Source organism: Cupriavidus sp. WKF15 (assembly GCF_029278605.1).
Lineage (GTDB): Bacteria > Pseudomonadota > Gammaproteobacteria > Burkholderiales > Burkholderiaceae > Cupriavidus.
The window spans coordinates 562,964-586,648 of sequence record NZ_CP119573.1; the positions used below are offsets into that span (position 1 = coordinate 562,964).

The window sequence follows — 23,685 nt, forward strand, 5'->3', positions numbered from 1 at the left end:
GGATCGCGCTGGGGGTTACGCCGGATGAGTGAAGTCGAGCGGGAATGGAAACCGTCCGGCCAGGAGATCCCGCACACGTTCTGCGTCGGCGGCGGCGCATTGGACGAAAGCCACCGTACCCCTCCGGATATCGGGACCAACGCGTACGCTGGCGGGCACACCGGCCTGTGTCAGCTGTTCCTGGAATACTTCCTCGACAGCGCGCATGCGCAACTCCGCGCGCGCCACCTTGCCAATTGGGGTCAGCGGTAGCGCTTGCAGGATTTCAATACGTGCCGGCACCGCGGCGCGCTCGGGTACGAGCGAGCGCGCCGCAGCGAGCAGTTCATCCGCAGAGAGCGCGTGCCCCGGCTTGAGCGTGACGTAGGCAACAGGCAATTCACCGGCGTGCGCATCCGGCTGGCCGACTGCGGCAGCCATGGCCACAGCCGGATGCTGAAGAAGCGCTTCCTCGATCATCGCCGGATCGATATTGTGACCGCCACGAATAATCAGTTCTTTGACACGGCCCGTCAGGTGCAGGTAGCCATCCGTGTCGAGATAGCCGAGGTCGCCGGTGTTGAGCCATCCCGGCTTCAGCCAGATGCCGCGGTTATCCTGCTCTCGCAAGTAACCGGGGAACACATTGGGACCATGAACGCCGATAACACCGGTTTCACCAGGAGCGGCCGGTTCAGCGGCAAGGCCGGCGGTGTCAGACTTCCAGACTCCGATGGCCTGGTGGGGAAGACGCAATCCAACGCTACCAAGGCGGCGCTCGCCCAGCGGCGGATTCAAGGCCGAAACGCAGGCGGCTTCCGTCATCCCATAGCCTTCGTATAAAGGGATGCCGGCAGCGGCTTCGAAGCGTCTCGCAACTTCGGCCGGCAGTGGCGCGGCGCCGCAAAAAGCGAAGCGCAGCGAGGAAATGTCGACGCCATCGCGAGGCAGGTCAGCTAGCGCGCTATAGATTGTCGGCACACCACTGAAGCTGTTTGCCCGGAACCGTTCAACCAGTTTCCAGAAGTTCGGCATCACGCCGTTACCGCGATAGCCGGCCGCCGTGAGCATGACGACCTCCCAGCCGCTATGGAAGGCGGCCAGGCCCGTCACCATTGCGCCGTTCACATGGAACAGCGGAAGACCGCACAGGATTGTATTGGGGGACGGGGTTAGCGCGCCCAGCATGGACGCAACGAACGCCTCGTTGAGATGCGCGTGCATCGCGACTTTTGGCAGCCCGGTGGTGCCACCGGTATGGAAGTACGAGCAGATGTCGGTTGGCAAGAAGCGTCGCTGAGAGACCAGCATGTCCGAAGGCTCGGCCGCCAACGCCTGTTCGAAGCTGACGATATTCACGTCCGCGCGAGCCGGCCGCGACGCGGCTTCGAATGCTGCCTCCAGGCGCTTGCGCTCTTGCTCGCCAACGTACGGCGTAGCGCTGACGACGAACAGCGTCCGCACCCCAGGACAGCGGTTGACCACAGCGATAGCTTTATCCCAAAGCGTACTGTCTTCCATCGGCGCGCAGGCGACCAGCACCTGGGCCCGGGTCTCTTCGATGATGGCGGCGATATAGTCCACCTCGAGCATCGGGTTGATGGGACTCGCGATACCCGCCGCCTGGGCGCCTAGCAAGGCATAGTGGGTCTGAGGGAGATTGGGAAGCAGCACGGTTACCGCAGTGCCTGGTGTCACACCGACGCGGAAGAACGCGTTGGCGGCTTGCGTCACGCGTGCCTTCAGGCTTGCGTAATCCACCGTGAACTCGGAAGCGTCTGGCGCTCCGGTCATGACAAAGCGAAGTGCGGTCTTCTCCTGATGGCGATCGCAGGCTCGGCACAGGAGTTCGTATGTATTTTGCGCGGGAACCTTCTCTTGCCAGGGCGTGCGCTCAAAGGCGTCGATATCGGCCTGGGTCCGGATTGAGGCGGACAGAGTCCTGCCGCCCACCGTTGTATCGGGCATGCTTGTCTCCTTGTTGAGAGGCTGTTTTCTTGTCAGTGTTGCAGTGGCAACAGAACTGCCCGCCGCGGCTCGCGCCGGGTGACGTGCAGGTATGCCTGCTCAATCTGCGAAAGCGGGAAGGTCTTCGCGCAAAGCGGAAGCAGGAACGCTGCGCAAGGGTCAGCGATTCCAATACGGCTTCGCTTGAGCGGCAGGTCCCAGGTCGTGGGCGTTCATGCCGACACCACGCGATTGCGCTGCTCGCCCAGCTCGATCGCACCATCGTCGGTGCGTATCGAGGCAGTCATGATGTCCCCAGGCTGCAGGTACGCGGGGTTCGAGCGACCTTTTTTGATGAAGAGTTGCCACTTCGTACGGTCGGACAGTACATGGCGAAACATCCACATGGCCAGCTTGCCCGGCGCCCGCGCTGCACAGCCCGCCGGAGTCCCGGTAGCGATAAGGTCACCGGGCTGCAGATCGTGCAGAGCGGACAACTCCGTCAGCGTCTGGTGCGGTTTGAAGATCATGTCGCCGCAGTAGGTATCCTGGCGGGGCTGGCCGTTGACATGTAGCCGCATGCGCAGCTCAGGCCAGCGTGCCCATTCCTCTGCATTCAGCAGTACCAGGAAAGGACCTACGGGACCGAAGCTGCGATAGCTCTTTCCTTTGTAGAACTGAGCCTGTGGCAACTGGACGTCGCGGGCGGAAATATCATTGACAATGGTTACACCCGCGAGAAACTCATGAAGCTGTTCCGGGCCGATGCGGAGGGCGCCCGTCAGCGGCTTGCGCACAACCAGACCCAGTTCGATTTCGTAGTCGAGCAGGTGCACATGCCCAGGCCTCACGACGTCGGCGTCAGCCGCGGCCAGACACGACGGAGCCTTAGTGAACAGCGTGTTGAAGCCGATCTTGTCGGGGTCCATGCCTGACTCGCGTACATGACTTGCGTAGTTGATGCCCTGGCACAGAAACTGGCGGTCTGGGGTCACTGGCGGCAGCAGCGTGACACCATCGAGCGCAAGGGTTGCCTCGCCCGGCGTGCTGCGCCAGGCCGCTTCGAGGCCATTCGTGACGAAGTCGGCAGTACTGGCGCCATCGCAGTGCAATGGTGCGATACGGCGGTCGTGGACCACGCCCCAGCGGGGTTCGCCGGCATGGATATATCGGACGACCTTGACAGCCATTTCTTCTCCTTGATGTGAGGGGTCTTACAGGGACGGCGACGGAGCGCTCACAGCCACGGTCGCGCAGGACTCATGGCGCGCCCAAGCAACTTCAGGCGCTCCAGCGAGAGCCGTCCGGACCGCAGCAAGCGAGCCAGGCGGAGCACCGTGTCAAGATTGCGCTTGACGCCCATGCTGGCCGGGACGTCGTCGCCCCAGGCCCAGATGCCGGACATGTCGAGGGGGACGTAATGGGTCTCATGATCAGCCGTGAAGACATCACCGTCGGTGTAGTGCTCAAACTCCATGCCGTCGGGGTCGAACCAGTAATCGAAGAGCTGGCTTCCAAGGACGTGCCGGCCGATGCCCCACATATGCCGATGGCCGTTTGCACGCAGTACGTTATGGCCCTGTCCGAGCGCGTCAAGGTCGAGCACCTCGTACGCACTGTGCTCGTACTTTTCCTCGATGCCTCCTGCCAGAACGAAGGTGTGATGGTCCGCGGGCGTGCTTCCCAGATCGAGCCGGAAGAAGCAGAGGTTGGGTGACCCATCCTCGAGATACTGAACATCGGTCGGAATCAGGCCGAGATGCCGCATGTACCAACGCGCCATGCCAGCAAAGTCGACGGTCTGCAGCACGACGTGGCCGAGCTTCACCACGGCTGCGGGCTCCAGCGGCGGCCGCACCATGGCGTTCACCCTGCGAAGCTGCCTGGGGTCATTGGTGAGAGCATGTGTAGGTTCCCGCAATGGCAGCGGATCGAGCGGCTGCTGACCCGTGACCAGCCACAGGAGATTCCCGGCGGGGTCGGTCAGTTCGACACCAGTTCCGCCTCCCGGAACAGAGCCCTGTGGCAGTCGGCGTGCGTTCGCCTCGGCTTCAAGGCGAACCAGATCAGCCTCGTTGCGAACGGTAAACGCGGCGCCGACATAACGCGAGCGCTGCCCTTTCCGTATCAACAGCAGGCATGGCTGTGACCCGGCGCCGCGCATCAGCAACTGCTTGTCGGTGCGCGACACGCTACACATGCCGAAATCCGACAGGAAGCCCTCTGCAGCGCGCAAGTCATGTTTTTCAAAGATGAGAAAAGCAAGCGCCTGGGCTTTCGCCATGGCTTCCGGCCGCGAGAGTTTCTGGACCGAGAAAGGTAGTGCGCTTTCTGGAAATGCTGGCGGCGTGCGCAGCACGCTGCGAGGCTGGCGGGTCATGTCGTCTCCTGGAAATAGCCGGGCATTGCCTGAAGCAACCCCCGATCTTTTTATGACATTATGGTCATCTTGACGTTTAAGTCAATATGAAAATATAGGCCGCGGTGGGAATTTTCTGGCGTGGTGCGGGGCGCGACACTCTGCGCGCCGTATGGTTCTCTTGCCCGGATACTGTCGTGTCCGGACTGCGTGGCCGCCGGTGCAGCGGCGCTGGGCCAGCTGCGTCGGCTGCCAAGCGTCTGGCCGTTCGCAGCCTCAGTGAGGTGCCGCGCAACGCAAGCAATAGTCGAAGGCCGAATCAAAGTCCTTCTCCCTTTGCTCAAGTGTGAGCCCTGCCGATGTACGTCGGTAGACGTGAAACCATTGCGCGTCAGACTGTGATGCAATCATTTCGCGCGAGGCGATTGAACGCATTGCATGAATATGCAGCTTTCCAACAATGGCAGTAAAACCCTTCAAATGCATAGCAAACCTCATCGTTCGAGCCAACCTCGCCTCGCACCGGCTTGCGCCAATTGCATCACTCGGTGGTGCCCGCGTGCAGGCCTGGGCAGGCCTCAGCCCGCTCCAGGCTTTCTCTCAGCCGCAGGAATTCGGCCGAATCCCGCAGCGCCTCGCGCATCACGACGCCAGCCACACGCTCAATGCACGCAGGCTGTCCTCATTCAGTTCGCCGGCCGCCGCTTCGAGCCGGAGGCGACCCATCAGATAGTCGACGCGTGCCTGGATCAGATCCAGCTCTGCGCGATACATGCGTTGCTGCGCGTCAAGCACGTCCAGTTGCGTACGCGTGCCCACGTCGCGCCCGAGAGTGGTTGACTCCAGGGCGCTGCGCGCAGACACGAGCGCCTGATCGAGCGCGGAGATGCGAGACACACCAGTCTTTACCGCCAGGAACCCGTCCTGCACCTGCAAACGCACGTCACGCCGCGCCGCTGCAAGCTCCTGCTCGGCCTGGCGCCGCTTTGCGGCGGCCTCGCGCTCGCGCGAGTCGATCCCGCCGCCGGCGTAAATCGGGATATTGAGCTGGAGTCCGATCAGCGCCGTGCGGTTGCCCTCCCGCGCCACCAGCGGCGACAGGTTGCCGTTCTGGTCCTCGGTGCCATAGCCGGCCACCAGGTTCAGCGTCGGCCGGCTCGCGAGGCGAAACTTGTCGATTTCCGCCCCGGCAATTTCCAGTTCGGATTGCCTGGTCTTGACCGCCGTGTTCTGGTTCTCGCCCTTCATTTGCCAGGCACTCAGATCGTCCGGCAGCGGCGGCTGCGCGGCGAAGGCAGGCGCCAGGGGCGAGAGCCGATCGGGCGCAACCCCAATCGTCTCGCGATAACTCGTGCGTCGCAGTTCGAGCGCCGACTTGGCCGACACTTCCCGCGCTTCCACGCCGTCGAGCCGTGCCTGGGCCTCTTGCAGGTCCGTGATCTTGCCCTGGCCCACGTCAAAGCGCGCCTTGGCACGGTCACGCTGCTGTCCCAGCGCGCGCTTTTCGGCCTGTACCACGCGCAGCGTCTCTTCCGCCACCAGGACACCGAAATAGGCATCAGCCACCCGCAGCGCTAGATTTTCCCGCGAGTGATCGAACTGCGTCTGCGCGAGTTCGGACTGCTCGCGCCACTGCCGCCGGGTCGCCCCCGCGGCCTTGTCGTAGAGCGGTTGCACCAGCTGCACCGAGGCCTGCCGGACCGTGCCATTGGTATTGGACGGGGCCAGCCCGGACAGCGATGCGGGCAAGTCGGCGGAAGAGCGATTGTTGATCCTGGACACGCCGGCCTGCAGGTTGACGCGCGGACGCAGTAATGCGTTGCCCTGCACCGCCTTCTCGCGGCCGGCGGTGAGCGCCTCGTCGGCGGCGAGTGTTGCCGGATCGTTGTGCAATGCCTGCGAATAGGCTTCAACCAGGTCCATCGCACCCGCCTGTCCGGCCCCAGCCGTCAGAAAAAGGGCGAACGCCGCCTGTGCCGCCCATCGGGCGGAGTTTTTAATGGTCATCATTGCGAAAACTCTTTTGTCTTGAATGCCCGTCAGTCCGCGCTCGCGCGTTGGGCGCGGTAGCAGGTCGCGTACAGTGCAGGCAGGAACACCAGTGTCAGCAGAGTTGCCACGGCGAGGCCGCCCATAATGGCCCAGGCCATCGGGCCCCAGAACACCGAGTGGGTCAACGGCACCATGCCGAGAATGGCGGCCAGCGCGGTCAGTACGATTGGCCGCAGCCGGCGTACGGCGGATTCAACGATGGCCGTCCACAGCGGCACGCCCGCCGCCACGTCCTGGTCAATCTGCACCACGAGAATCACCGAGTTGCGGATAATCATGCCGGCCAGCGCAATCACCCCGAGCATGGCCACGAAACCGAAGGGAATGCGGAAGGCCACCATGATCGCGCTCACGCCGATCAGGCCCAGCGGCGCCGTCAGCAGCACCAGCCCCATCTTCTTCATGTCCTGCAGCTGGATCATCAGCAGCAAGAGCACGATGATGACGGTCACCGGCATGACGGCGAACACGGACTTCTGCGCTTTCGCACTCGATTCGGTCGCGCCACCGACGTCGATGCCATAACCCAGCGGCAGTCCCTTGGTCAGTGCCTCGATCTTTGGCATCAGCGCCCGCGTAATGTCCGGCGCCTGGGCACCCGAGACGTCGGCACGTACGGTCAGCGTCGGGATGCGGTTGCGCCGCCACAGCTCGCTGTCCTCGCTCTGCAGCGACAGCCTTGCGACCTGCGAAACCGGCACGAACTTTCCGTCGCGAAGGTAGATCTTTGCATCCTTGAGGTTATTCAGGTCGGTGCGTTCAGCCTCAACAAGGCGAGCGACCACGTCGAGCCCTTGGTCCCCTTCGCGGTATTGGGTGACCGGCGTGCCGGACAGCGACGCCTGCAGTGCCTCCTTGATCTGGCCGGAGCTGACCCCGAGCACACGTGCCTTGTCCTGGTCGACATCGACCTGCATGCGCTTGACCCGCTCGCCCCAGTCGACATTGACCCGGCGCAGGTTCGGGTTATCCCGCATGATGGCCGCCACGCGTTCACCGATTTCCCGAACCTTGGCGTTGTCGCTGCCGTAGACGCGGAACTGGACGGGATAACCCACGGGCGGACCATTCTCCAGCCGCAGAACGCGGCCACGCACGTTCGCGAAGCGCTCGTCAAAGAGCTTGTCGATCTTCGCCATGACACGTTCGCGTGCCTCGCCACCCTTGGTCATGATCATCAGCTCGCCCAGGTTCAGATTGGGCGTCTGTACGTCCAGCGGCAGGTAGAACCGGGGCGCGCCATTGCCAACGAAACTCGTGACGGCTTCGATATCGGCGTCGCGCTTGAGCAGGCGTTCGAGATCACGGACTTCGCGCTCGCTGGCGTCGAACGTCGAGGCCTTGGGCATCCACAGATCGACGATCAGCTCGGGGCGGTCCGATGCCGGGAAGAACTGCTGCGGCACGAACTTGAACAGCGCCAGCGAGCCGGCAAATGCCGCGAACGTAATGGCGATCACCCAGCGACGGTGGCCCAGGCAGAAGTCGATGAAGTGGCGAAACTTGACGTAGAAGCCGCGCTGATACACCGCATCTTCGTCGTGCGAGGCATGCGCTTCCTGCTTGAGCAGCTTGAAGCCGATATATGGCGTGAACAGAACCGCGACCACCCACGACAGCAACAGGGAAATGCCTACGACCTGAAACAGCGAAAACACGTACTCACCGGTTCCTGACTTGGCGAAGCCCACCGGCAGGAAGCCTGCTGCAGTGATAAGCGTGCCCGTCAACATCGGGAACGCGGTCGCCGTATAGGCGTAGGTGGCGGCGCGGAACTTGTCCCAGCCCTGTTCAAGCTTCAAGGCCATCATCTCGACGGCGATGATCGCGTCGTCCACCAACAGACCCAGTGCAATGATCAGGGCGCCCAGCGAAATCCGCTGCAGGTCTATGCCGAGCACATACATCGCAAGAAAGGTCATGGCCAGGACCAGCGGGATGCTCATGGCCACCACCAGCCCACTGCGCACGCCCAGTGAGAAGAAGCTGACGGCCAGCACGATCACCACGGCCTCGGCCAGGCTCTTCTTGAACTCGAAGACCGAGTGCTCGACCACACGCGGCTGGTCGCTGACGGCATGAATCTCCACGCCGACTGGCAGTTCGGCACGGATACGCCGCACGGTTTCGTCAAGTTGCTGGCCCAGGTGGATCACATCGCCCCCCTTGCGCATGCTCACCGCCAGGCCCATCGTCTCGGTGCCGTTGAAACGCATGCGTTGTGCTGCCGGCTCGATAAAGCCTCGGTGGACATCGGCAATGTCGCCAAGCCGGAACGTCCTGTCACCGGCATGAATGCCGATCGCGCGGATAGTTTCGACCGAATCAAACTCACCACCCACTGTCAGGCGCACCTGCTCGCTCGTGGTCTGTACCGTGCCGGCAGCGGTCACTGCGTTGGTCTGGGCCAGCGTCGAGGCGATGAGGGCGGGATCCAGGCCGAGCGATGCCAGTTTGGCGGTGGACATCTCCACGTAGATCTTCTCTTCCTGCTTGCCGATCAGGTCCACCTTGTTGACATCGGACACGCGCAGAAACTCATTGCGCGCGGCGTCGGCAAAGCGGCGCAGGTCCTCATAGGTGAAGCCGTCGCCGGTCAACGCATACATGTTGCCGAAGGTATCGCCAAACTCGTCGTTGAAGAACGGGCCTTGCGTGCCTTGCGGCAGGGTCTGGCGGATATCGCCCAGCTTCTTGCGTACCTGGTACCAGACGTCGGGAACCGCTTTGGGCGGGACGTCCTCGCGCAGGTTGACCTTGACCTGAGTCTCGCCCGGCTTCACATAGCTGGACGTGTAGTCGATCTCGGCGACTTCCTGTAGCTTGCGCTCGATCTTGTCGGTGACCTGATCGGACATCTGCTGCGCCGAACTGCCGGGCCAGTAGGCCTGCACCACCATGGTCTTGATGGTGAACTCGGGGTCTTCCTTCTGGCCCAGGCTGGTGTAAGCCAGGATGCCGGTCACGGCCAGGAGCAACAGCAGGAAGGCGATCATCTGCTGATGTTTGAGCGCCCATTCAGAGAGGTTGATACCTTTCATTTGTCGCTCCCTGCCTGGGCCGCAGCTTCCACGACTTTGACGCGTTGGCCAGCCTTGAGCATATGCACGCCGGCCGTCACCACGGTTTCGCCGCCGAAAAGGCCAGCCGTGACCAGCACGCTGTCCTTCTGCGCGCTGCCAAGCTGGACATCGCGCGCCTGGACACGCCCGCTTTTGGGAGGAATGATCCATACCTGGCGACTGCCGTCGCGATCCACGATCGCGGTCAACGGCAGCCGGATCGCGCGGTTTCCGTCTACGTCTGGCGCGAACACCGACGCCGTCATGCCGAGTCGAAGCAGCGTCTCATCTGGATGCTGAATCGAAATGCGGGCTGAATAGGTGCGTGTCACGCTATCGGTGTCCGGGGCCAGCTCACGCAGCGTGCCGGTCCACGCCTTGTCCGGATGGGCCCAGACCGAAATCTGCAAGGACTTGGCCTTGCGCAGTTCTTCAACGCGGGACTCAGGAATGCTGATCGCCACCTCGCGCTCACCGTCCGCGGCCACTGTCACGACGGACTGCCCTGGCGAGACGACCTGGCCGGCCTCGGCGCTAATCGCGCTGACCACCCCGTCGCGGTCTGCCACCAGCGTGGTGAACCCCTCCTGGTTTGCATTCAACCTCTGATGCGCAAGCGCTGAACGCAATTGCGCTTCGGACTGGTCAAGCACAAGTCGCTGCTGGTCCAGCTCTGCCTGCGAAGCAAAATTGCGCGCCAGCAGTTGTTCGATTCGCTTTACGTCCACACGCGCCTGCGCGACCCGGCTGCGCGCCGCATCGACATCAGCGGCCGCGGCTGTCACTTGCAGGGCCTCCTGCGTCGGATCAAGCCGTAGTAATACCTGTCCGCGCTTGACATGGGCGCCCACGTCGACGAGCCGCGCGACGATCTTCCCGCCCGTGCGGAAGCCAAGTCGGCTCTCGTACCGGGCGCGGATTTCACCTGAATAGCTGGCGCCGACAGTGCCTGGCGTCTGACCAGCAATGATGGTGCGCACCGGACGCACTTCCTCATGCTGAGGCGGCTCGGCCTGAGAACACGCGGCGACTGCGCAGGCCGCGATCAGTGTAAGGGCTAGGGTTCTAGGGTTCAGGGTCAATTTATGCCTTCCTTTCAGATCCGCTGCAGGGGCGGCCGTTGTGGGGTCCTGGCCACCGTGCGCCAATCCGCCAAAAGTGCGTCGAGCCGCATGCAGTCCGGATTACCTGATGAGGTAGTGCTCCGGGACGGGGGCGTCGGTATCGACGGAACGAACTATATATCATCCTTTACGTTTTGTCAGGATGACGATTAGTGTATTATTAGAAAAGTGGGCGGCAGGCCGTGTGCGAAGACTGCAATGAGCCTTGACGGGTTTTACCTTCGTCTCACCGTCGCTACGGCCGCCAAGGTCGGCGTGTGATGTCAGCCTTGCGTATCACGCGACGCAACGAGAAGACGACGCGGAGTTGAAACTTTCATAATGACGATAACTACATCATGACAAAGACGGCTATCTCATCGAAGACCGAGGCGGAGCGACAGGAAGTTCCGCCGAACGAGCATTCAGGTGTCGAAAGTCCGCTGCCGCACATGGACCACCGCCAGCGCGTCGGCGCTGAACGTCGCGAGCGAATGCGTTGGCGGCTTCTGAACAGTGCACTGAAGCTGGTAGCGAGCAAGGGCCACGCCGCCATGTCGGTGGACGACGTGATCCGGGAGGCAGGGGTGTCCCGGGGGACGTTTTACAAGTACTTCGCGTCTCCAGATGTCCTTATCCGGGAGTTGGCCACTGAGATTGCCAACCAGATCGTCCGCACCGTTGATCCTCTGGTACGCGGAATTGACGATCCGGCTCGCCTGGTGGCACGCGGCATTCAGCTCGCGTCGCGGCTTGCATTGCACTACTCAGCCGTGGCTGACTTTCTGGTGGATGTGGGATGGCCAGGCGAGCAGGGGCCGAATATGCTGGAGTTTGTGCGCACTGACATCGAGGAGGGCTTCCGACAAGGGCGCTTCACGCGTATGCCGATGGCCATCGCGCTCAATATCGTTGTCGGCGCCGTGCTGGGCACGATCCAGAGAATGCAGGAATCGGATAGCCGGGAAGACTATTCGGAGCAAGCGGCCGCGATGGCGCTACGCGCGCTAGGGATCGACTCGCATAGCGCCGACGAAATCGCGAGGACGTTGCCCGATGGAGACGAAGCTCAGCTTGTCGGGGCCTTGGCCGCTACCCTTGGTATTGCGGTAGATGAAACTGTCCGCGTACAACCCTTTCCGTAGCCGATGAGTCAGGCGGAGGCACCGTTCGCGGACTCCATTCGTGCCTGCGTCTTGGCCAGCATCGATTCGGGCGGTGCTGTCAGCTTTGGCATGGGCGCTTCTGTCAAGGCGTGGGCCATGGCTGCGCCGATGCCGAGCCCGCGCAGCATGGCCTCGACAAGCGTTTCCGGATAGCGCTTGGCCGTACGACTGTTAGTCATTCGATGCACGGCAATGAGGCAGGTGCCCGCGATCAGGTCGACAGCGGCGTCGACCGGCATGGGGCTGAAGAATCCTCGCTTCTGGCCTTCCTTGAGGTCCGGCGGCAGGTAGTCGAACATGGCACTGCCCTTGCCGACCAGGCTAAGGCCGGCGCTGCAAAGAAAGCGGCCGACGACCGGATAGGACCGCACCAGATGCAGGTACGATCGGACGCCGGTGGCAACTCGCAGCGCAGGGTCTTCTATCTCGCCCACGGCGCCTTCGATCAGCGCCAGCATCTCATTGCTCAATTCCTCGCTGACCCCTGCGAGCACTTCCTCGTTGGTGCGGAAATAATTGTAGAAGGAGCCTTTCGAGACTTCCGCCGCAGCGACCACTTCCGGAATGACGCTCGCCCCCAGACCTTTCTGCGCGAACACGATCATCGCGCTTTCCAGCAGCCGTTTGCGCATGCGGGCGCGTCGTTCGGCGGCGACGCGGGGACGGTGATCGGTGGGGGAGACAGCGGCAGGCATCTTGGGGTCATAGCCATCCAGAAGCCGCCGAGTTTACCAGTTCCGGGTGGATGTCGGCCGGCACGGCGAGTCTGCGACGCGGCCGGCCGTGCGTCGCCGAAACAGAGGCCATCTGTATGGCAGGAATGAGTCTCCAGCCCCCAAGAGAAGACACACCGTACTTTGGTCCGTTCTTCTGGTGCATACTCCACTGTCTGAATGGTAGGCAATTGGAATGGCGGACGATCAAACTACGGGGATAGAACGCCCAGAGCTATTAGCTGCACGAGGCGTTACGCAATATCAGCGGCTGGCTTCGTTGCTGAGGCACCGGATCGCAAAGGGCGAGTATCCGCTTGGCATGCTGCTGCCGCCGATCACGCACCTAGCGGCCGACCTGGGCGTGGCCGTCGTCACCGTCCGGCAGGCTTATGAATTGCTTTCACAGGAAGGACTGATCCGTAGCCAGCGGGGTGTCGGCACCCACGTGGCTGCTGTCCCCGCAGCCACCGGCGACATCGAACTGGCAATCAACGATCCCTTTGCCGCGCCGGAGGCGCTGGGCTTTGAAGTCCTTGAAGTCCGGCGCGACGCCCGAGTGCCGCAGGCGCTGCTCGGACCGGGCGATCAGTCGAGCGGCGACTATGTCTGCGTCCGCAAGCTGCACACCTACTCCAGCGAGCCGTTTTGCTATGCGGAGATTTATGTGTTGGCCCAGGTCTTCGACTCGTTGCCCAAGGACATCGCCAAAAAAAGGAAGCTTCTCGCCGCGGTCCTTGACGAACAGGGTTCGCGAAACAAGCGTGTACGCCAACGCACAACCGTGATGCCGGCGGATTTTCCTCTGTGCGACATGCTGAAAATCCCTTTCGCCTCCCCCGTCGCAAAGATGTCGAGGCGACTTCTTGACGGCAAAGGCACCGTTCTGTACGCCGGCGTCACCTGGTATCGAGGTGACCGTTACGTCTCCGAGATTGATATCCCCGCCTCCGCGTTGAAAACAGTACCCGCCATCACCGAGCCTCAATGGCGGAAAGCTGGCGAGCGCAAGCAAAGCTAAAGGATTCAGGGTAAACAACGGGTGGACATTTCTTTTGCGGACCCTAAACTCCCATCATTAGAACTTTAGGAGTTTAAGTGCATTCGGGCTGCCGACGACAGCCCACGCTTTATCGTCGAACTGGCCGCCCGCCTTCATCGGCGCTTTGCCGCCGCCCCAGCCTGAAGTGCATTGCCAGTTTGACTGCCGCTTGTGTTCCACCAAAGGACAGTTTCCGCTCTCAATTTTTGCCAGTGAAAGGAACAATACAATGACCGCAAGACCCGCGACCCAACCGTTCACGTCCTCCGGCGCGCCGCTGCCGCTGCCCGCGCTGCCGCAGGACAAGCTCCTGACCGTCAACATCGAGCAGATCCCGCTCATCAAAGATGTATTTCCGGGCATCCATATCAAGCCGCTGCGCCTCGACCCGGAGCGCGGAGAGTGGGTCTTCATGGCCATCGTCGAACCCGGTTGTTCCTTGCCAATTCACTACCACACCGGTACGGCGCAGGTGTGGACGATCCAGGGCTGCTGGAAGTACCGCGAGTACCCTGACCAGCCGCAGACGGCGGGCTCCTACCTGTACGAGCCCGGCGGCTCGGTGCACACCTTCTACACCCCGGAAGACAACACCGAGGACACGATCACCATTGCCTGGATCGAAGGCGCGCAAGTGAGCTTCAACGAGGACGGCACGTTCCACTCGCTCAATGACGCGCTCTCGATCCAGTACGCGATCCAGACTCTCGCCGCGGCGCGCGGCATCGGACCGGTGCCCTACGTCCGCGGCAACGGCGCCGACGTTATGGAGTGAGAAAAGGCGACTGACAGGCGGGCCGCCCGTCGGCCTGCGCGGTGCCGTCCCCTGATCCTTACCGGCCAGCGTACGACACCGATCAGATCAATCAGTAACGACCTGTCGATCCGCAGGATTGAGCGAGTGCAACATGAGAATGATCAAAGCCCCGAGTATGCCGATACTGCCGACGCTGATTCTGCTCGCGTTGCTATCGACGCCGATAGCCGCAAGAGCGTGGGAGCGCGGCAAGGTTGAGACATTTGCCACGTTGCCCGCGGGTGAGGCACATCCCGAGGGCATCACCGTGGACCGCGAGGGGAACGTCTACGTCGTCACGGTAGCGGTGAACAAACCGAGCACGAGCGAGGGATCGCTCATTGTGTTTGACGCTCATGGAAAGCACTTGCGCACTGTCAGCATCAAGGGCGCGAGCAGAATGTTGCTCGACCTCGGATTCCATCCTGCGACGGGCCAATTGCTCATCGTCGACTATCTGGGCGCGAAGGTCCTGAGCGTCGACCCGAGGACGGGTGTCTCGTCCGTGTTCATGACAGTTTCCGGAAAGAACCCCGGTCTCGACGGGATGACGTTCGATCCTGCGGGGAACGTCTACGTGACCGACGCTCACCAGGGCATCATCTGGAAAGTCGGGCCGCACGGCGGCGAAGCATCCCCCTGGGTCACCAGCGCGCTTTTGAAGCCCACACGGATACCTCCGACCATCGGCGCCAATGGCCTGGCGTTCAACAACAAGAAGACGGCTTTGTTCGTCGCCAATACGGCGAATGACGTCGTTGTCAGGATCCCCGTAACGGGCGCGACGCTGGAGCCCGGCACGCCCGAAGTCTTCGTCAACCGCATCGGCGGCGGACCCGACGGCCTGATCATCGACGAGCACGACAATCTCTGGATCGCCTGCAATCAGTCCAACGAGATTCAGGTGCTCGAGCCAACGAAGGGGCAGGTAATTGCCAAGCTCGGCGACTTCGGCGGCATCGACCGCAAGGGAGCACCCATCGGCTTTCTCTGGTCGAACAGCCTCGTCTTCCACGGCGGCGACGTTCTTGTCACCAACCTCTCGCTCGATGTCGAGACGTCTATTGCGAAACTCAGTGACGAGCTTGGCCTCGCACATCTTGCGGGCAAGAATCTGCGCACCATCGACGGGCCGTGGGCGCAGCGGGTGAGGCTCCACACCATCTCGAAAATCAAGAAGCGGATACCCGAGCTGACCAGCCCGGAGACGGACCGATGATCGATCTGTTGTTGCAAGCCGGATGTCGCGGCCAGTCGGCAGGCAACGGTGTCCCTCATGCCAGCCGCCACACATCGCCCCACCGAGATGAAAAGGAAATGAAGAAAGATCAGACAAACGGGCCTCTGGCCGGCGTGAAAGTGGTTGACATCACGTCAGTCTTCATGGGGCCTTCAGCCACCCAGATGCTGGCTGACCTTGGCGCCGACGTGATCAAGGTCGAGGCGCCGGGCGGAGACAGCACGCGCGGCATCGGTCCCTGTGGCGATGAAAAGCTGGGGCCGCTCTTCCTGGGCCTGAACCGCAACAAGCGCAGCATCGTGCTTGACCTGAAAGCGCCGCAGGGGCGAGAGGCCCTGCTCCGCCTGGTGCGGGATGCCGACGTGTTGGCCTACAACGTGCGCCCACAGGCCATGCAGCGGCTGGGGCTGGACTATGAAACGCTCTCGGCCATCAATCCACGCCTGGTCTATGTTGGCATGTTCGGCTTTTCGCAGCGGGGCCGGTACGCGCCGCAAGCTGCCTTCGACGATCTGATCCAGGCCGCGACCGGCCTGCCGCTGGCCGTTTCGCTGGGCAGTGGCGACAGCCCTCGCTATCTGCCAATCACTATCGCCGATCGCTCGGTCGGACTCTATGCTTTCGGCGTGATCTGCGCCGCCTTGTATTCGCGCATCAGCACCGGCAAGGGTCAGCGTGTCGATGTCCCGATGTTCGAGACAATGGTGCCCTATGTGATGGGGGACCACCTGTATGGCGAGACCTTCGTCCCGGCAAAGGGCGGCTTCGGCTATCCGCGCCTGCTCTCGCCAGAGAGGCGCCCGTACCGGACGAAGGACGGGCATGTCTGCTGCCTCATCTATCACGATCATCATTGGAAGGCCTTCCTCAAAGTCATTGGCAAGGCGGACTTGTATGGCTCCGATCCGCGCCTCGCCAACATCAACACCCGTACCGCCAATATCACCGACCTGTATGCCATGGTCAGCGACGAAATGGCCAAGCGCACCACCCAGGAATGGCATATCCTGCTCAAGGAGGCCGATGTTCCGGTCTTTCCGATGCACACGTTCGAGTCGCTGCTGGACGATCCTCATTTGCAGGATATCGGCTTCTTCAGCGAATCTCACCACCCGGCTGTCGGCCGTATCCGCGAGATGGCGGTGCCCAGCGAATGGCATGGCACCCCACCGACAAGCCGACGCCATGCGCCCCGGCTGGGCGAGCACAGCCGTGAAGTTCTGCGTGAGGCCGGCTACGACGATACCGCCATTGATACGCTGTTCGCATCGGGGATCTTGGGGGATGGGTCAATAGCGCTAAAAACCCAGGGAGAACCCCGCCATGAATGATGAGTTGCTGTGCGAGGTCCGGGATGCGGCACTCTACCTGACCATCAACCGCCCGCAGCGCCGCAATGCCATCACGCCGGCAGTGCTGCAGGGAATCTGCGACGGCATCCTGCGCGCCAATCGCGATGCCGACATCCGCGCTGTGATCATTACGGGCATTGGCGAGCAGGCATTCTGCGCCGGCGCCGATCTGCAGACCGGAACATCCTTCACGTTCGATTACGCCGATCCCTACCAGGGAATGGCGAACCTGTTCCGCTGCGCCAGGCAGTCAACCGTGCCGCTGATTGCGCGCGTCAATGGGGCCTGCATGGCGGGTGGCATGGGACTGATGGCGATGTGCGATCTGGCCGTTGCGAGCGAAAGCGCTGTCTTCGGCCTGCCGGAAGTCAAGGTAGGCCTGTTTCCGGCGCAGGTCCTCAGCGTGCTGCAGCACGTGGTGCCACGTCGCAGGCTCACCGAAATATGCCTGTGCGGCGAGCCGTTTTCGGCGAGGGAAGCGCTCGCCGCCGGACTGCTCAACTACGTCAGCGAGGATCTCGACGCCGAGCTGGACCGGTTGCTGGCCCGCCTGCTGAACAAATCGCCGGCCGCCATCCGTCGCGGGCTGTACACGCTCAAGCACGTGGAAGCCATGTCGTTCGAGCAGTCCATGGCATTCACGGAAAGCCAGATCGGGCTCTTTGCACTGACCGAGGATGCGCGCGAAGGCCAGCTGGCATTCCGCGAGAAGCGCCAGCCCATGTGGACTGGCAGATAGGGAGATGGGAATGAACACGAAAACGGTACGCATTGGCGGGGCTTCCGGCTTCTGGGGCGACAGCAGCGTTGGCGCGCCACAGCTGGTGCGCCACGGCGATATCGATTACCTGGTTTTCGACTACCTGGCCGAGCTGACCATGTCGATCCTGGCCGCAGCCCGATTGCGCAAGCCGGAACTCGGTTACGCCACCGATTTCGTGACGGTGACAATGAAGGCCCTGCTCGCAGAGATTGCCGCACGCGGGATCCGTGTAGTCAGCAACGCCGGTGGCATGAATCCGCACGGCTGTGCCCAGGCCATTGCCACTCTGGCAGCCGAACAGGGCCTGGCACTGAACATCGCCGTGGTCGAAGGCGATGACGTGATGCCACTGCTTCCCCAGCTGCGCGAAGCCGGTACTCGAGACATGCAGAAAGGCGCCCCCCTCCCGGAAAAGGTGGTTAGCGCCAATGCCTATCTGGGCGCGTTGCCGATCAGGCAGGCGCTGGACCAGGGGGCACAGATCGTCATCACCGGACGCTGCGTGGACAGTGCCGTGACACTCGGCGTGCTGATGCACGAGTTCGGTTGGCAGGCGGACGACTATGATCGCCTGGCGCAAGGCAGTCTGGCCGGCCACATCATCGAGTGCGGTTGCCAGGCAACCGGCGGATTGCATACCGACTGGGAAAGCGTTCCGGACTGGCACAACATCGGCTATCCGATCGTCGAGTGCCATGCCGACGGCACGTTCCTTGTCGGCAAGCCCCCCGCCACCGGGGGACTGGTCAATACCGCGACGGTGGGCGAGCAGGTGTTGTATGAGATCGGCGACCCGGCCAACTACCTGCTGCCCGACGTCACCTGCGATTTCACGCAGGTCGCCCTCCGGCAGGCCGCACCGGACCTCGTCGAGGTCAGCGGCGCACGGGGACGGGCCCCGGGCAATGCCTACAAAGTCTGCGCCACCTACGTCGACGGCTTTCGCTGCAACGCGCAGCTTTCCATCGTCGGCGTCGACGCGGTCGCCAAGGCCGAACGTACGGCGCAGGCGATTCTCGCCCGCACGCGCGAGCTTTTCCGGGAGAACGGCTGGGCAGACTACAGTCGCACCCGGATCGAGGTGCTGGGAGCTGAGTCCTGCTTTGGGCCGCACGCTGCCGTCCGACATACCCGCGAGGCGGTGATGCGGCTGGCGGTGATGCATCCCGACAAGGCGGCGCTGGAAATATTTGCGCGGGAGATTGCCGCTGCGGGAACGAGCTGGGCGGCTGGCACGACGGGCTCTAGCGGCGGGCGTTCCAGTCCCTCGCCGTCGATCCGACAGTATGCGTTCCTCCTCGACAAGAGCGCCCTGACCCCGATGGTGGTGATAAACGGTGTACGCAGTGGCGTAACCATTCCTCTGGGTGGGCCTGCAATACCGATCGTGCCCGCGCCTGCAGTGGCTGAACAATCGGGCACGGACCTCGCTGAACACGACACCGTAGAAGTCCCGTTGATACGGCTAGCTTATGGCCGCAGCGGCGACAAGGGCGATACCTCCAACATCGGGCTGATTGCTCGCCGACCGGCGTATTTGCCCGTGCTGCGGGCACAGGTGACAGTTGACCGTGTTGCCGACTGGCTCCGTCACTTGGTCAAGGGGCCGGTGACCCGCTACGATCTGCCCGGCTTCCAGGCTATGAACTTCGTATGCGACTCGGCACTGGATGGCGGCGGCATGGCATCGCTGCGTAATGATCCCTTGGGCAAGGGTATGGCGCAGATTCTGCTTACCATGCCGGTGCGCGTGCCACGGGAGCTGGTGTCGTGACGCGGAATTCGTCCAACGCGGCAGCCAACGGGGTCGTCACTCTGGCCGACGACGTTACAGGCGGCGTGACGCGATATCGGCAACTCGCCAGCGTCATCCGGCACAAGATCGTTTCTGGCGAGTACCCGGTGGGCATGCAACTGCCCACCGTGGACGAGCTGGCGCAGACTCACGGGATCGCCAAGGTAACCGTGCGCCAGGCCTTTGCGGTGCTGACGGAAGAGGGCTTAGTCAACAGCCAGCGCGGTCGTGGCACCCACGTCATCAAGCAGCCGTCAGCACCCGGAGAAGGGCTGCGCTCGGCCATCAATGACGAGTCGGCCCACGGCGGCGAGTTGGAGATCCGCATCCTCGAAATGCGCAAAGGCGTGGCGCTGCGGCCAGGTCTGGCCAGGCGCGGCACGCCGCTGGATAGCTATGTGATGGTGCGCAAGCTGCATTTGCACGGCGGCACGCCGTTCTGCCTGATCGAGATGTACGTCGCCTCCTCAGTGTTTGCCCGCTTTCCGCCTGGCGGCGAAAAGCACCACAAGCTCGTTCATCTGCTTCGCCAGGTCGAAGGCGATCGCCTTGGCATGATGCAGCAAACCATGACGGTCGAGCCAGCCGACTATATCCTGGCACGCGATCTCGCCTATGGCTTCGGGGCGCCAATCGCCCGGATCGTCCGAGCGACGCTGGACGTCGACGGCAATGTGCTCATGGCGGGGCAGTTCTGGTATCGCGGCGACCGATTCATCCTGGATGTGGAGATGCCAGCCAAGCTAACCGAGCACTACCCGGCGCTCGCCATCCCCGACAGCCGCCGCTGAACGCGACAGATTTCACTATTTCACCATTCGATAGAGGAGACATCGGCATGACATCAGCCTTTGTACGGAGGGCCGCCGACGTGGCTGCGTACGCACCGGCCAACCACACGGGAACGGCGAACCAGCGCATCATCGGCAAGGAGACCGTCGGTGCGCGCCGGCTCGAAGTCTTGCTGGGCACGATTTCGCGGGGTAACGGTGCATTGCCGCATGCACACCCAGGCCTGGAGCAGGCGTCGTTGATGCTAGCCGGCGAGGGTCTCGGCGAACTCCCAGGCAAGCAGCAGGTCTTGCGCGCAGGCGACTGGAGCTTCAATGCGGCCGGAGTCTTCCATCGCTTCGAGGTCATCAGCGACGAACCGGTACGGGTCATGGTCATCTACGCACCGCCGTATAGCGAGAATCCTAACGCAGCAGTGCTCGCAAGCGGCCCTGACGATCCGCGCCTTCAGGCTGGTGCCGCCGAAGTTCTCGACATTCCTCGCAGCGCTGATGCGATCACGCTACCGCACTACCGTGGCGCGCTAATCAGACCGGTCATCACACGGCAGACCGTCGACTCCCGGTTTCTCGACATCTATACGGTAGACCTGGATCCGGATGGCGGCGCAGAGCCGCACAGGCTTGGCGAGACCGAGCAGGCCATCTTCGTGCGCAGTGGCACGATCCACGGCCACATTAATGGAGAGCGCTTCGCCGCCGCAGCTGGGGAATGGGTCTACATTCCCGACGGTGCGGAACTCAGCCTCGAACCGGAAGGCGTCCTGCGAGAGCTGATTGTCATTCGTGCACACGATCCGCTGCCCTGACGAAAGCATGGCAAGGAAACTCATTCAGATCCCGAGATGCGGGAGGAGACAAGATGTTCCAGCGATATTCCCGGCGACGCATGCTCGCCATGCTGTCCGGACTCACGGCTGCTTGCGCGGCACCGCAATTGGTGTGGGCCGCTGGCCCGAGCCAGTATCCGAGCAAACCTATCCGTGTCGTGGTGCCGTTTCCGGCGGGCAGTGGCACGGATAACACCGCGCGCTACATCGCGCAGACCATCACTGCACAAACCGGTCAGTCCGTCGTCGTAGAAAACCGTCCCGGCGCCAACGGGTTCATCGCGGCGACGGCCGTCGCGACAGCGCCCGGCGATGGCTACACGATGCTCATTACAACAAATACCACCCACGCGGCCAATGCGTCCCTGTTCAAGAAGCTGCCCTATGACCCGATCAAGGACTTCGCGCCGGTGTCGTTGATTGCCAAAAGTGGACTGGTCCTGGTGGTGCCGTCAGACAGCCCGGTGCAGAAGGTGACAGACCTGACCACACTGGCAAAGAACCGGCAAGGCAAGATGACCTTTTCCAGCGGCAGTTCCTCCACGCGGGTAGCCAGTGAACTCTACAAGATGATGAGCGGCACACCTGCGCTGGATGTGCCATATAAGGGCGTGCCGCAGGCCTTGACCGACTTGATGGGGCATCAGGTCGATTTCATGATTTCTGACATCAACCCAGCGCTGCCGCTGATCCAGAACGGCAAGCTCCGCGCAGTAGCCGTGACCACATCAGGTCGCAATCCCCTGCTCGGCAATGTGCCAACCATGGCGGAAAGCGGCCTGCCGGGGTATGAGATGACGGCGTGGGTGGCTGCCTTCTTTCCTGCCAATACGCCAAAGCCTGTCGTCGCGCGTATGAGCCAAATGATTCGACAGGGGCTGACGGGGCCTGCAGCAATCGAACACTTCAGTCGGACAGGTGGCCAACCCTTCCCTTCGACGCCAGAAGAGTTGGCTGCGTTCATGCATAGCGAGACAGCGAAATGGGCAAAAGTGATCAAGGCCGCCGGCATCGAGCCGGAATGATGCAATGCGCGCCACGCCAGGCAATCAATGGCGGCCCGGATGCGAGTTCGGCATTAGAAGCCCAGACACAACGAGGCCTACATAAACGCTCAGTACGTGTCTCGCAATGACGTTTGAACGGCCCGCCAAGCTGGGAAGTCGAGGCAGTTCGCCGGAGGATGGAGCCGTTCAAACTTAGCAATGACCTGGGCTGGCGCCGGCAGCCCACCCGGCGTTTCTAGCCAGCTATATACGCGGTCTTAACGGCCGTATAGAACTCGGCGGCATAGCTGCCTTGCTCCCGCGTGCCCAGGCTGGACGCCTTGCGGCCACCGAACGGCACATGGTAATCAACCCCGGCCGTCGGCACATTGACCATCACCATGCCTGCCTGGGCGTGCCGCTTGAAGTGCTGCACATGCTTGAGCGAGGTCGAGCAGATGCCCGCAGCTAGACCGAACTCGGTATCGTTGGCGAGCGCAAGCGCATGCTCGTAGTCGCGGGCCGGGATCACAGTGGCGACCGGCCCAAAGATTTCCTCGCGGCAGATGCGCATCTCGTTGCTGCAGTCGACAAAGACCGCCGGCGTCAGGTAATAGCCCGGCGTCGCGCGCGCGACCTGTTCACCGCCGCACAACAAGCGGGCGCCCTCCTCCTGTCCAATGGCGATATAGCGCAGGTCCTGGGCAAGCTGCTCGGCGCTCGCCACCGGTCCGATGTCAGTGCCGGTTTCGAGCGCGTGGCCGATCTTCAGGGCCTCGGTGCGCCGCTGCAGCTTGCTGACAAACGCCGCATAGACGCCCTCTTCCACGATCAGCCGGCTCGACGCCGTGCAGCGCTGGCCGGTGGAAAAGAATGCGCTCTGCACCGCGCAGTCCACGGCGATGTCGAGGTCGGCATCATTGAGGACCACCATCGGGTTCTTGCCGCCCATTTCGAGTTGCACCTTGGCCATGCGCTGCGCGGCCGCCTGGGCGACGCGACGCCCGGTGGCCACCGACCCGGTGAAGGTAATGGCGTCGACACGGGGGTCGTCCAGCAGTACCTGGCCGACCTCGGCGCCGCGACCCATGACGAGGTTGAAGGTGCCTTGCGGCAAGTCGGCGCGGCTGATGATCTCCGCCAGCGCCCAGGCGCAGCCAGGCACGATCTCGGCCGGCTTGAACACCACGGTGTTGCCAAACGCCAGCGCCGGCGCGATCTTCCACGCGGGAATGGCCATCGGGAAGTTCCAGGGCGCGATAATCCCGACCGTACCCACGGGCTCGCGTGTCACCTCGATTTCCACACCCGGCCGCACCGAGCCGAGCTTGTCGCCGCGCAAGCGCAGCGCCTCCCCGGCAAAGAACTTGAAGATATTGCCTGCGCGCGTGACTTCGCCAATGCCTTCGGGCAGGGTCTTGCCCTCCTCACGCGCGAGCAGCCAGCCGAGTTCCTTCCGCCGGGCCAGGATTTCACTGCCGATTCGGTCCAGCGCATCCGCGCGCTGCTGCGGCGTGCTGCGCGCCCACACAGGCGCGGCGAGTCGGGCAGCGGCTATGGCTTCCCTGGCCTGCGCCGCGCTCGCCTGCGCGTAGTGGTCGATGACGTCGTTGGTGTCGGATGGATTGTGGTTGATCGCGGCGTCCGTGCTGTCGTGCCATTGGCCGCCAATGTAGTGGCTTTTCACTGATTAGTTTCCGTTGATTGGA

General features: G+C 62.7%; 18 protein-coding genes. 10 read left to right on the forward strand and 8 right to left on the reverse strand.

The features are described 5' to 3' along the window. Positions 1-15: 15 nt before the first annotated feature. The 6 genes from CupriaWKF_RS19935 to CupriaWKF_RS19960 form a co-directional block, all read right to left on the reverse strand. Positions 16-1,947, reverse strand: coding sequence for an acyl-CoA synthetase (locus CupriaWKF_RS19935; protein ID WP_276102496.1), 1,932 nt, complete (start codon positions 1,945-1,947; stop codon positions 16-18). 212 nt (positions 1,948-2,159) lie between these two features. Continuing rightward, positions 2,160-3,116, reverse strand: a complete 957-nt coding sequence (locus CupriaWKF_RS19940; RefSeq protein WP_276102497.1) for a fumarylacetoacetate hydrolase family protein — start codon at positions 3,114-3,116, stop codon at positions 2,160-2,162. Positions 3,117-3,163: 47 nt separating this feature from the next. Next, positions 3,164-4,306 (reverse strand): VOC family protein, encoded by a 1,143-nt coding sequence (locus CupriaWKF_RS19945; protein WP_276102498.1) that lies wholly within the window; start codon positions 4,304-4,306, stop codon positions 3,164-3,166. A gap of 621 nt (positions 4,307-4,927) precedes the next feature. Continuing rightward, on the reverse strand, positions 4,928-6,208 hold the full coding sequence (locus tag CupriaWKF_RS19950; protein ID WP_276102499.1) for a TolC family outer membrane protein: 1,281 nt from the start codon (positions 6,206-6,208) through the stop codon (positions 4,928-4,930). A 116-nt stretch (positions 6,209-6,324) separates the two neighbouring features. After that, the gene (locus CupriaWKF_RS19955) at positions 6,325-9,378 is read right to left on the reverse strand and encodes an efflux RND transporter permease subunit (protein WP_276102500.1); all 3,054 of its coding nucleotides are present in this window, start codon (positions 9,376-9,378) and stop codon (positions 6,325-6,327) included. Further along, positions 9,375-10,379, reverse strand: coding sequence for an efflux RND transporter periplasmic adaptor subunit (locus CupriaWKF_RS19960; protein ID WP_276102501.1), 1,005 nt, complete (start codon positions 10,377-10,379; stop codon positions 9,375-9,377). The genes CupriaWKF_RS19955 and CupriaWKF_RS19960 overlap by 4 nt, the downstream gene beginning before the upstream one ends. 482 nt (positions 10,380-10,861) lie before the next feature. On the opposite strand from CupriaWKF_RS19960, the gene CupriaWKF_RS19965 reads away from it, so the two are divergent. After that, positions 10,862-11,647: a TetR/AcrR family transcriptional regulator gene (locus tag CupriaWKF_RS19965; protein WP_276102502.1), complete on the forward strand. Its 786-nt coding sequence runs from the start codon at positions 10,862-10,864 to the stop codon at positions 11,645-11,647. A gap of 8 nt (positions 11,648-11,655) precedes the next feature. On the opposite strand, the gene CupriaWKF_RS19970 is transcribed toward CupriaWKF_RS19965, so the two are convergent. After that, a complete protein-coding gene (locus tag CupriaWKF_RS19970) occupies positions 11,656-12,363 on the reverse strand; it encodes a TetR/AcrR family transcriptional regulator (RefSeq protein WP_276102503.1) in 708 nt (235 codons plus the stop codon). Positions 12,364-12,577: 214 nt separating this feature from the next. Between CupriaWKF_RS19970 and CupriaWKF_RS19975 the strand changes: the two genes are divergently transcribed. The 9 genes from CupriaWKF_RS19975 to CupriaWKF_RS20015 all read left to right on the forward strand — a co-directional run bounded on the left by CupriaWKF_RS19975 (position 12,578) and on the right by CupriaWKF_RS20015 (position 22,015). Further along, complete coding sequence (locus CupriaWKF_RS19975) at positions 12,578-13,402, forward strand: GntR family transcriptional regulator (RefSeq protein ID WP_276102504.1); 825 nt, start codon at positions 12,578-12,580, stop codon at positions 13,400-13,402. Between the two features lie 250 nt (positions 13,403-13,652). Further along, positions 13,653-14,198 carry a 2,4'-dihydroxyacetophenone dioxygenase family protein gene (locus tag CupriaWKF_RS19980; RefSeq protein WP_276102505.1) on the forward strand — a complete coding sequence of 182 codons (546 nt, stop codon included), beginning with the start codon at positions 13,653-13,655 and terminating at the stop codon, positions 14,196-14,198. A 133-nt stretch (positions 14,199-14,331) separates the two neighbouring features. Next, entirely contained in the window at positions 14,332-15,438 is a 1,107-nt protein-coding gene (locus CupriaWKF_RS19985) for an SMP-30/gluconolactonase/LRE family protein (protein WP_276102506.1), read from the forward strand. Positions 15,439-15,536: 98 nt separating this feature from the next. After that, positions 15,537-16,790, forward strand: a complete 1,254-nt coding sequence (locus CupriaWKF_RS19990) for a CoA transferase (RefSeq protein WP_276103330.1) — start codon at positions 15,537-15,539, stop codon at positions 16,788-16,790. Beyond that, a complete protein-coding gene (locus CupriaWKF_RS19995; protein WP_276102507.1) occupies positions 16,783-17,550 on the forward strand; it encodes an enoyl-CoA hydratase/isomerase family protein in 768 nt (255 codons plus the stop codon). The genes CupriaWKF_RS19990 and CupriaWKF_RS19995 overlap by 8 nt, the downstream gene beginning before the upstream one ends. A gap of 10 nt (positions 17,551-17,560) precedes the next feature. After that, positions 17,561-19,348, forward strand: coding sequence for an acyclic terpene utilization AtuA family protein (locus CupriaWKF_RS20000; protein ID WP_276102508.1), 1,788 nt, complete (start codon positions 17,561-17,563; stop codon positions 19,346-19,348). A gap of 134 nt (positions 19,349-19,482) precedes the next feature. Then, positions 19,483-20,160 carry a GntR family transcriptional regulator gene (locus CupriaWKF_RS20005; protein WP_346348621.1) on the forward strand — a complete coding sequence of 226 codons (678 nt, stop codon included), beginning with the start codon at positions 19,483-19,485 and terminating at the stop codon, positions 20,158-20,160. A 47-nt stretch (positions 20,161-20,207) separates the two neighbouring features. After that, the gene (locus CupriaWKF_RS20010) at positions 20,208-20,969 is read left to right on the forward strand and encodes a cupin domain-containing protein (RefSeq protein ID WP_276102510.1); all 762 of its coding nucleotides are present in this window, start codon (positions 20,208-20,210) and stop codon (positions 20,967-20,969) included. Positions 20,970-21,022: 53 nt separating this feature from the next. Next, positions 21,023-22,015, forward strand: a complete 993-nt coding sequence (locus CupriaWKF_RS20015) for a tripartite tricarboxylate transporter substrate binding protein (RefSeq protein WP_276102511.1) — start codon at positions 21,023-21,025, stop codon at positions 22,013-22,015. A gap of 217 nt (positions 22,016-22,232) precedes the next feature. Here the strand turns inward: CupriaWKF_RS20015 and CupriaWKF_RS20020 are convergent, their stop codons facing one another. Then, positions 22,233-23,663 (reverse strand): aldehyde dehydrogenase family protein, encoded by a 1,431-nt coding sequence (locus CupriaWKF_RS20020; RefSeq protein ID WP_276102512.1) that lies wholly within the window; start codon positions 23,661-23,663, stop codon positions 22,233-22,235. Between the last annotated feature and the right edge of the window lie 22 nt (positions 23,664-23,685).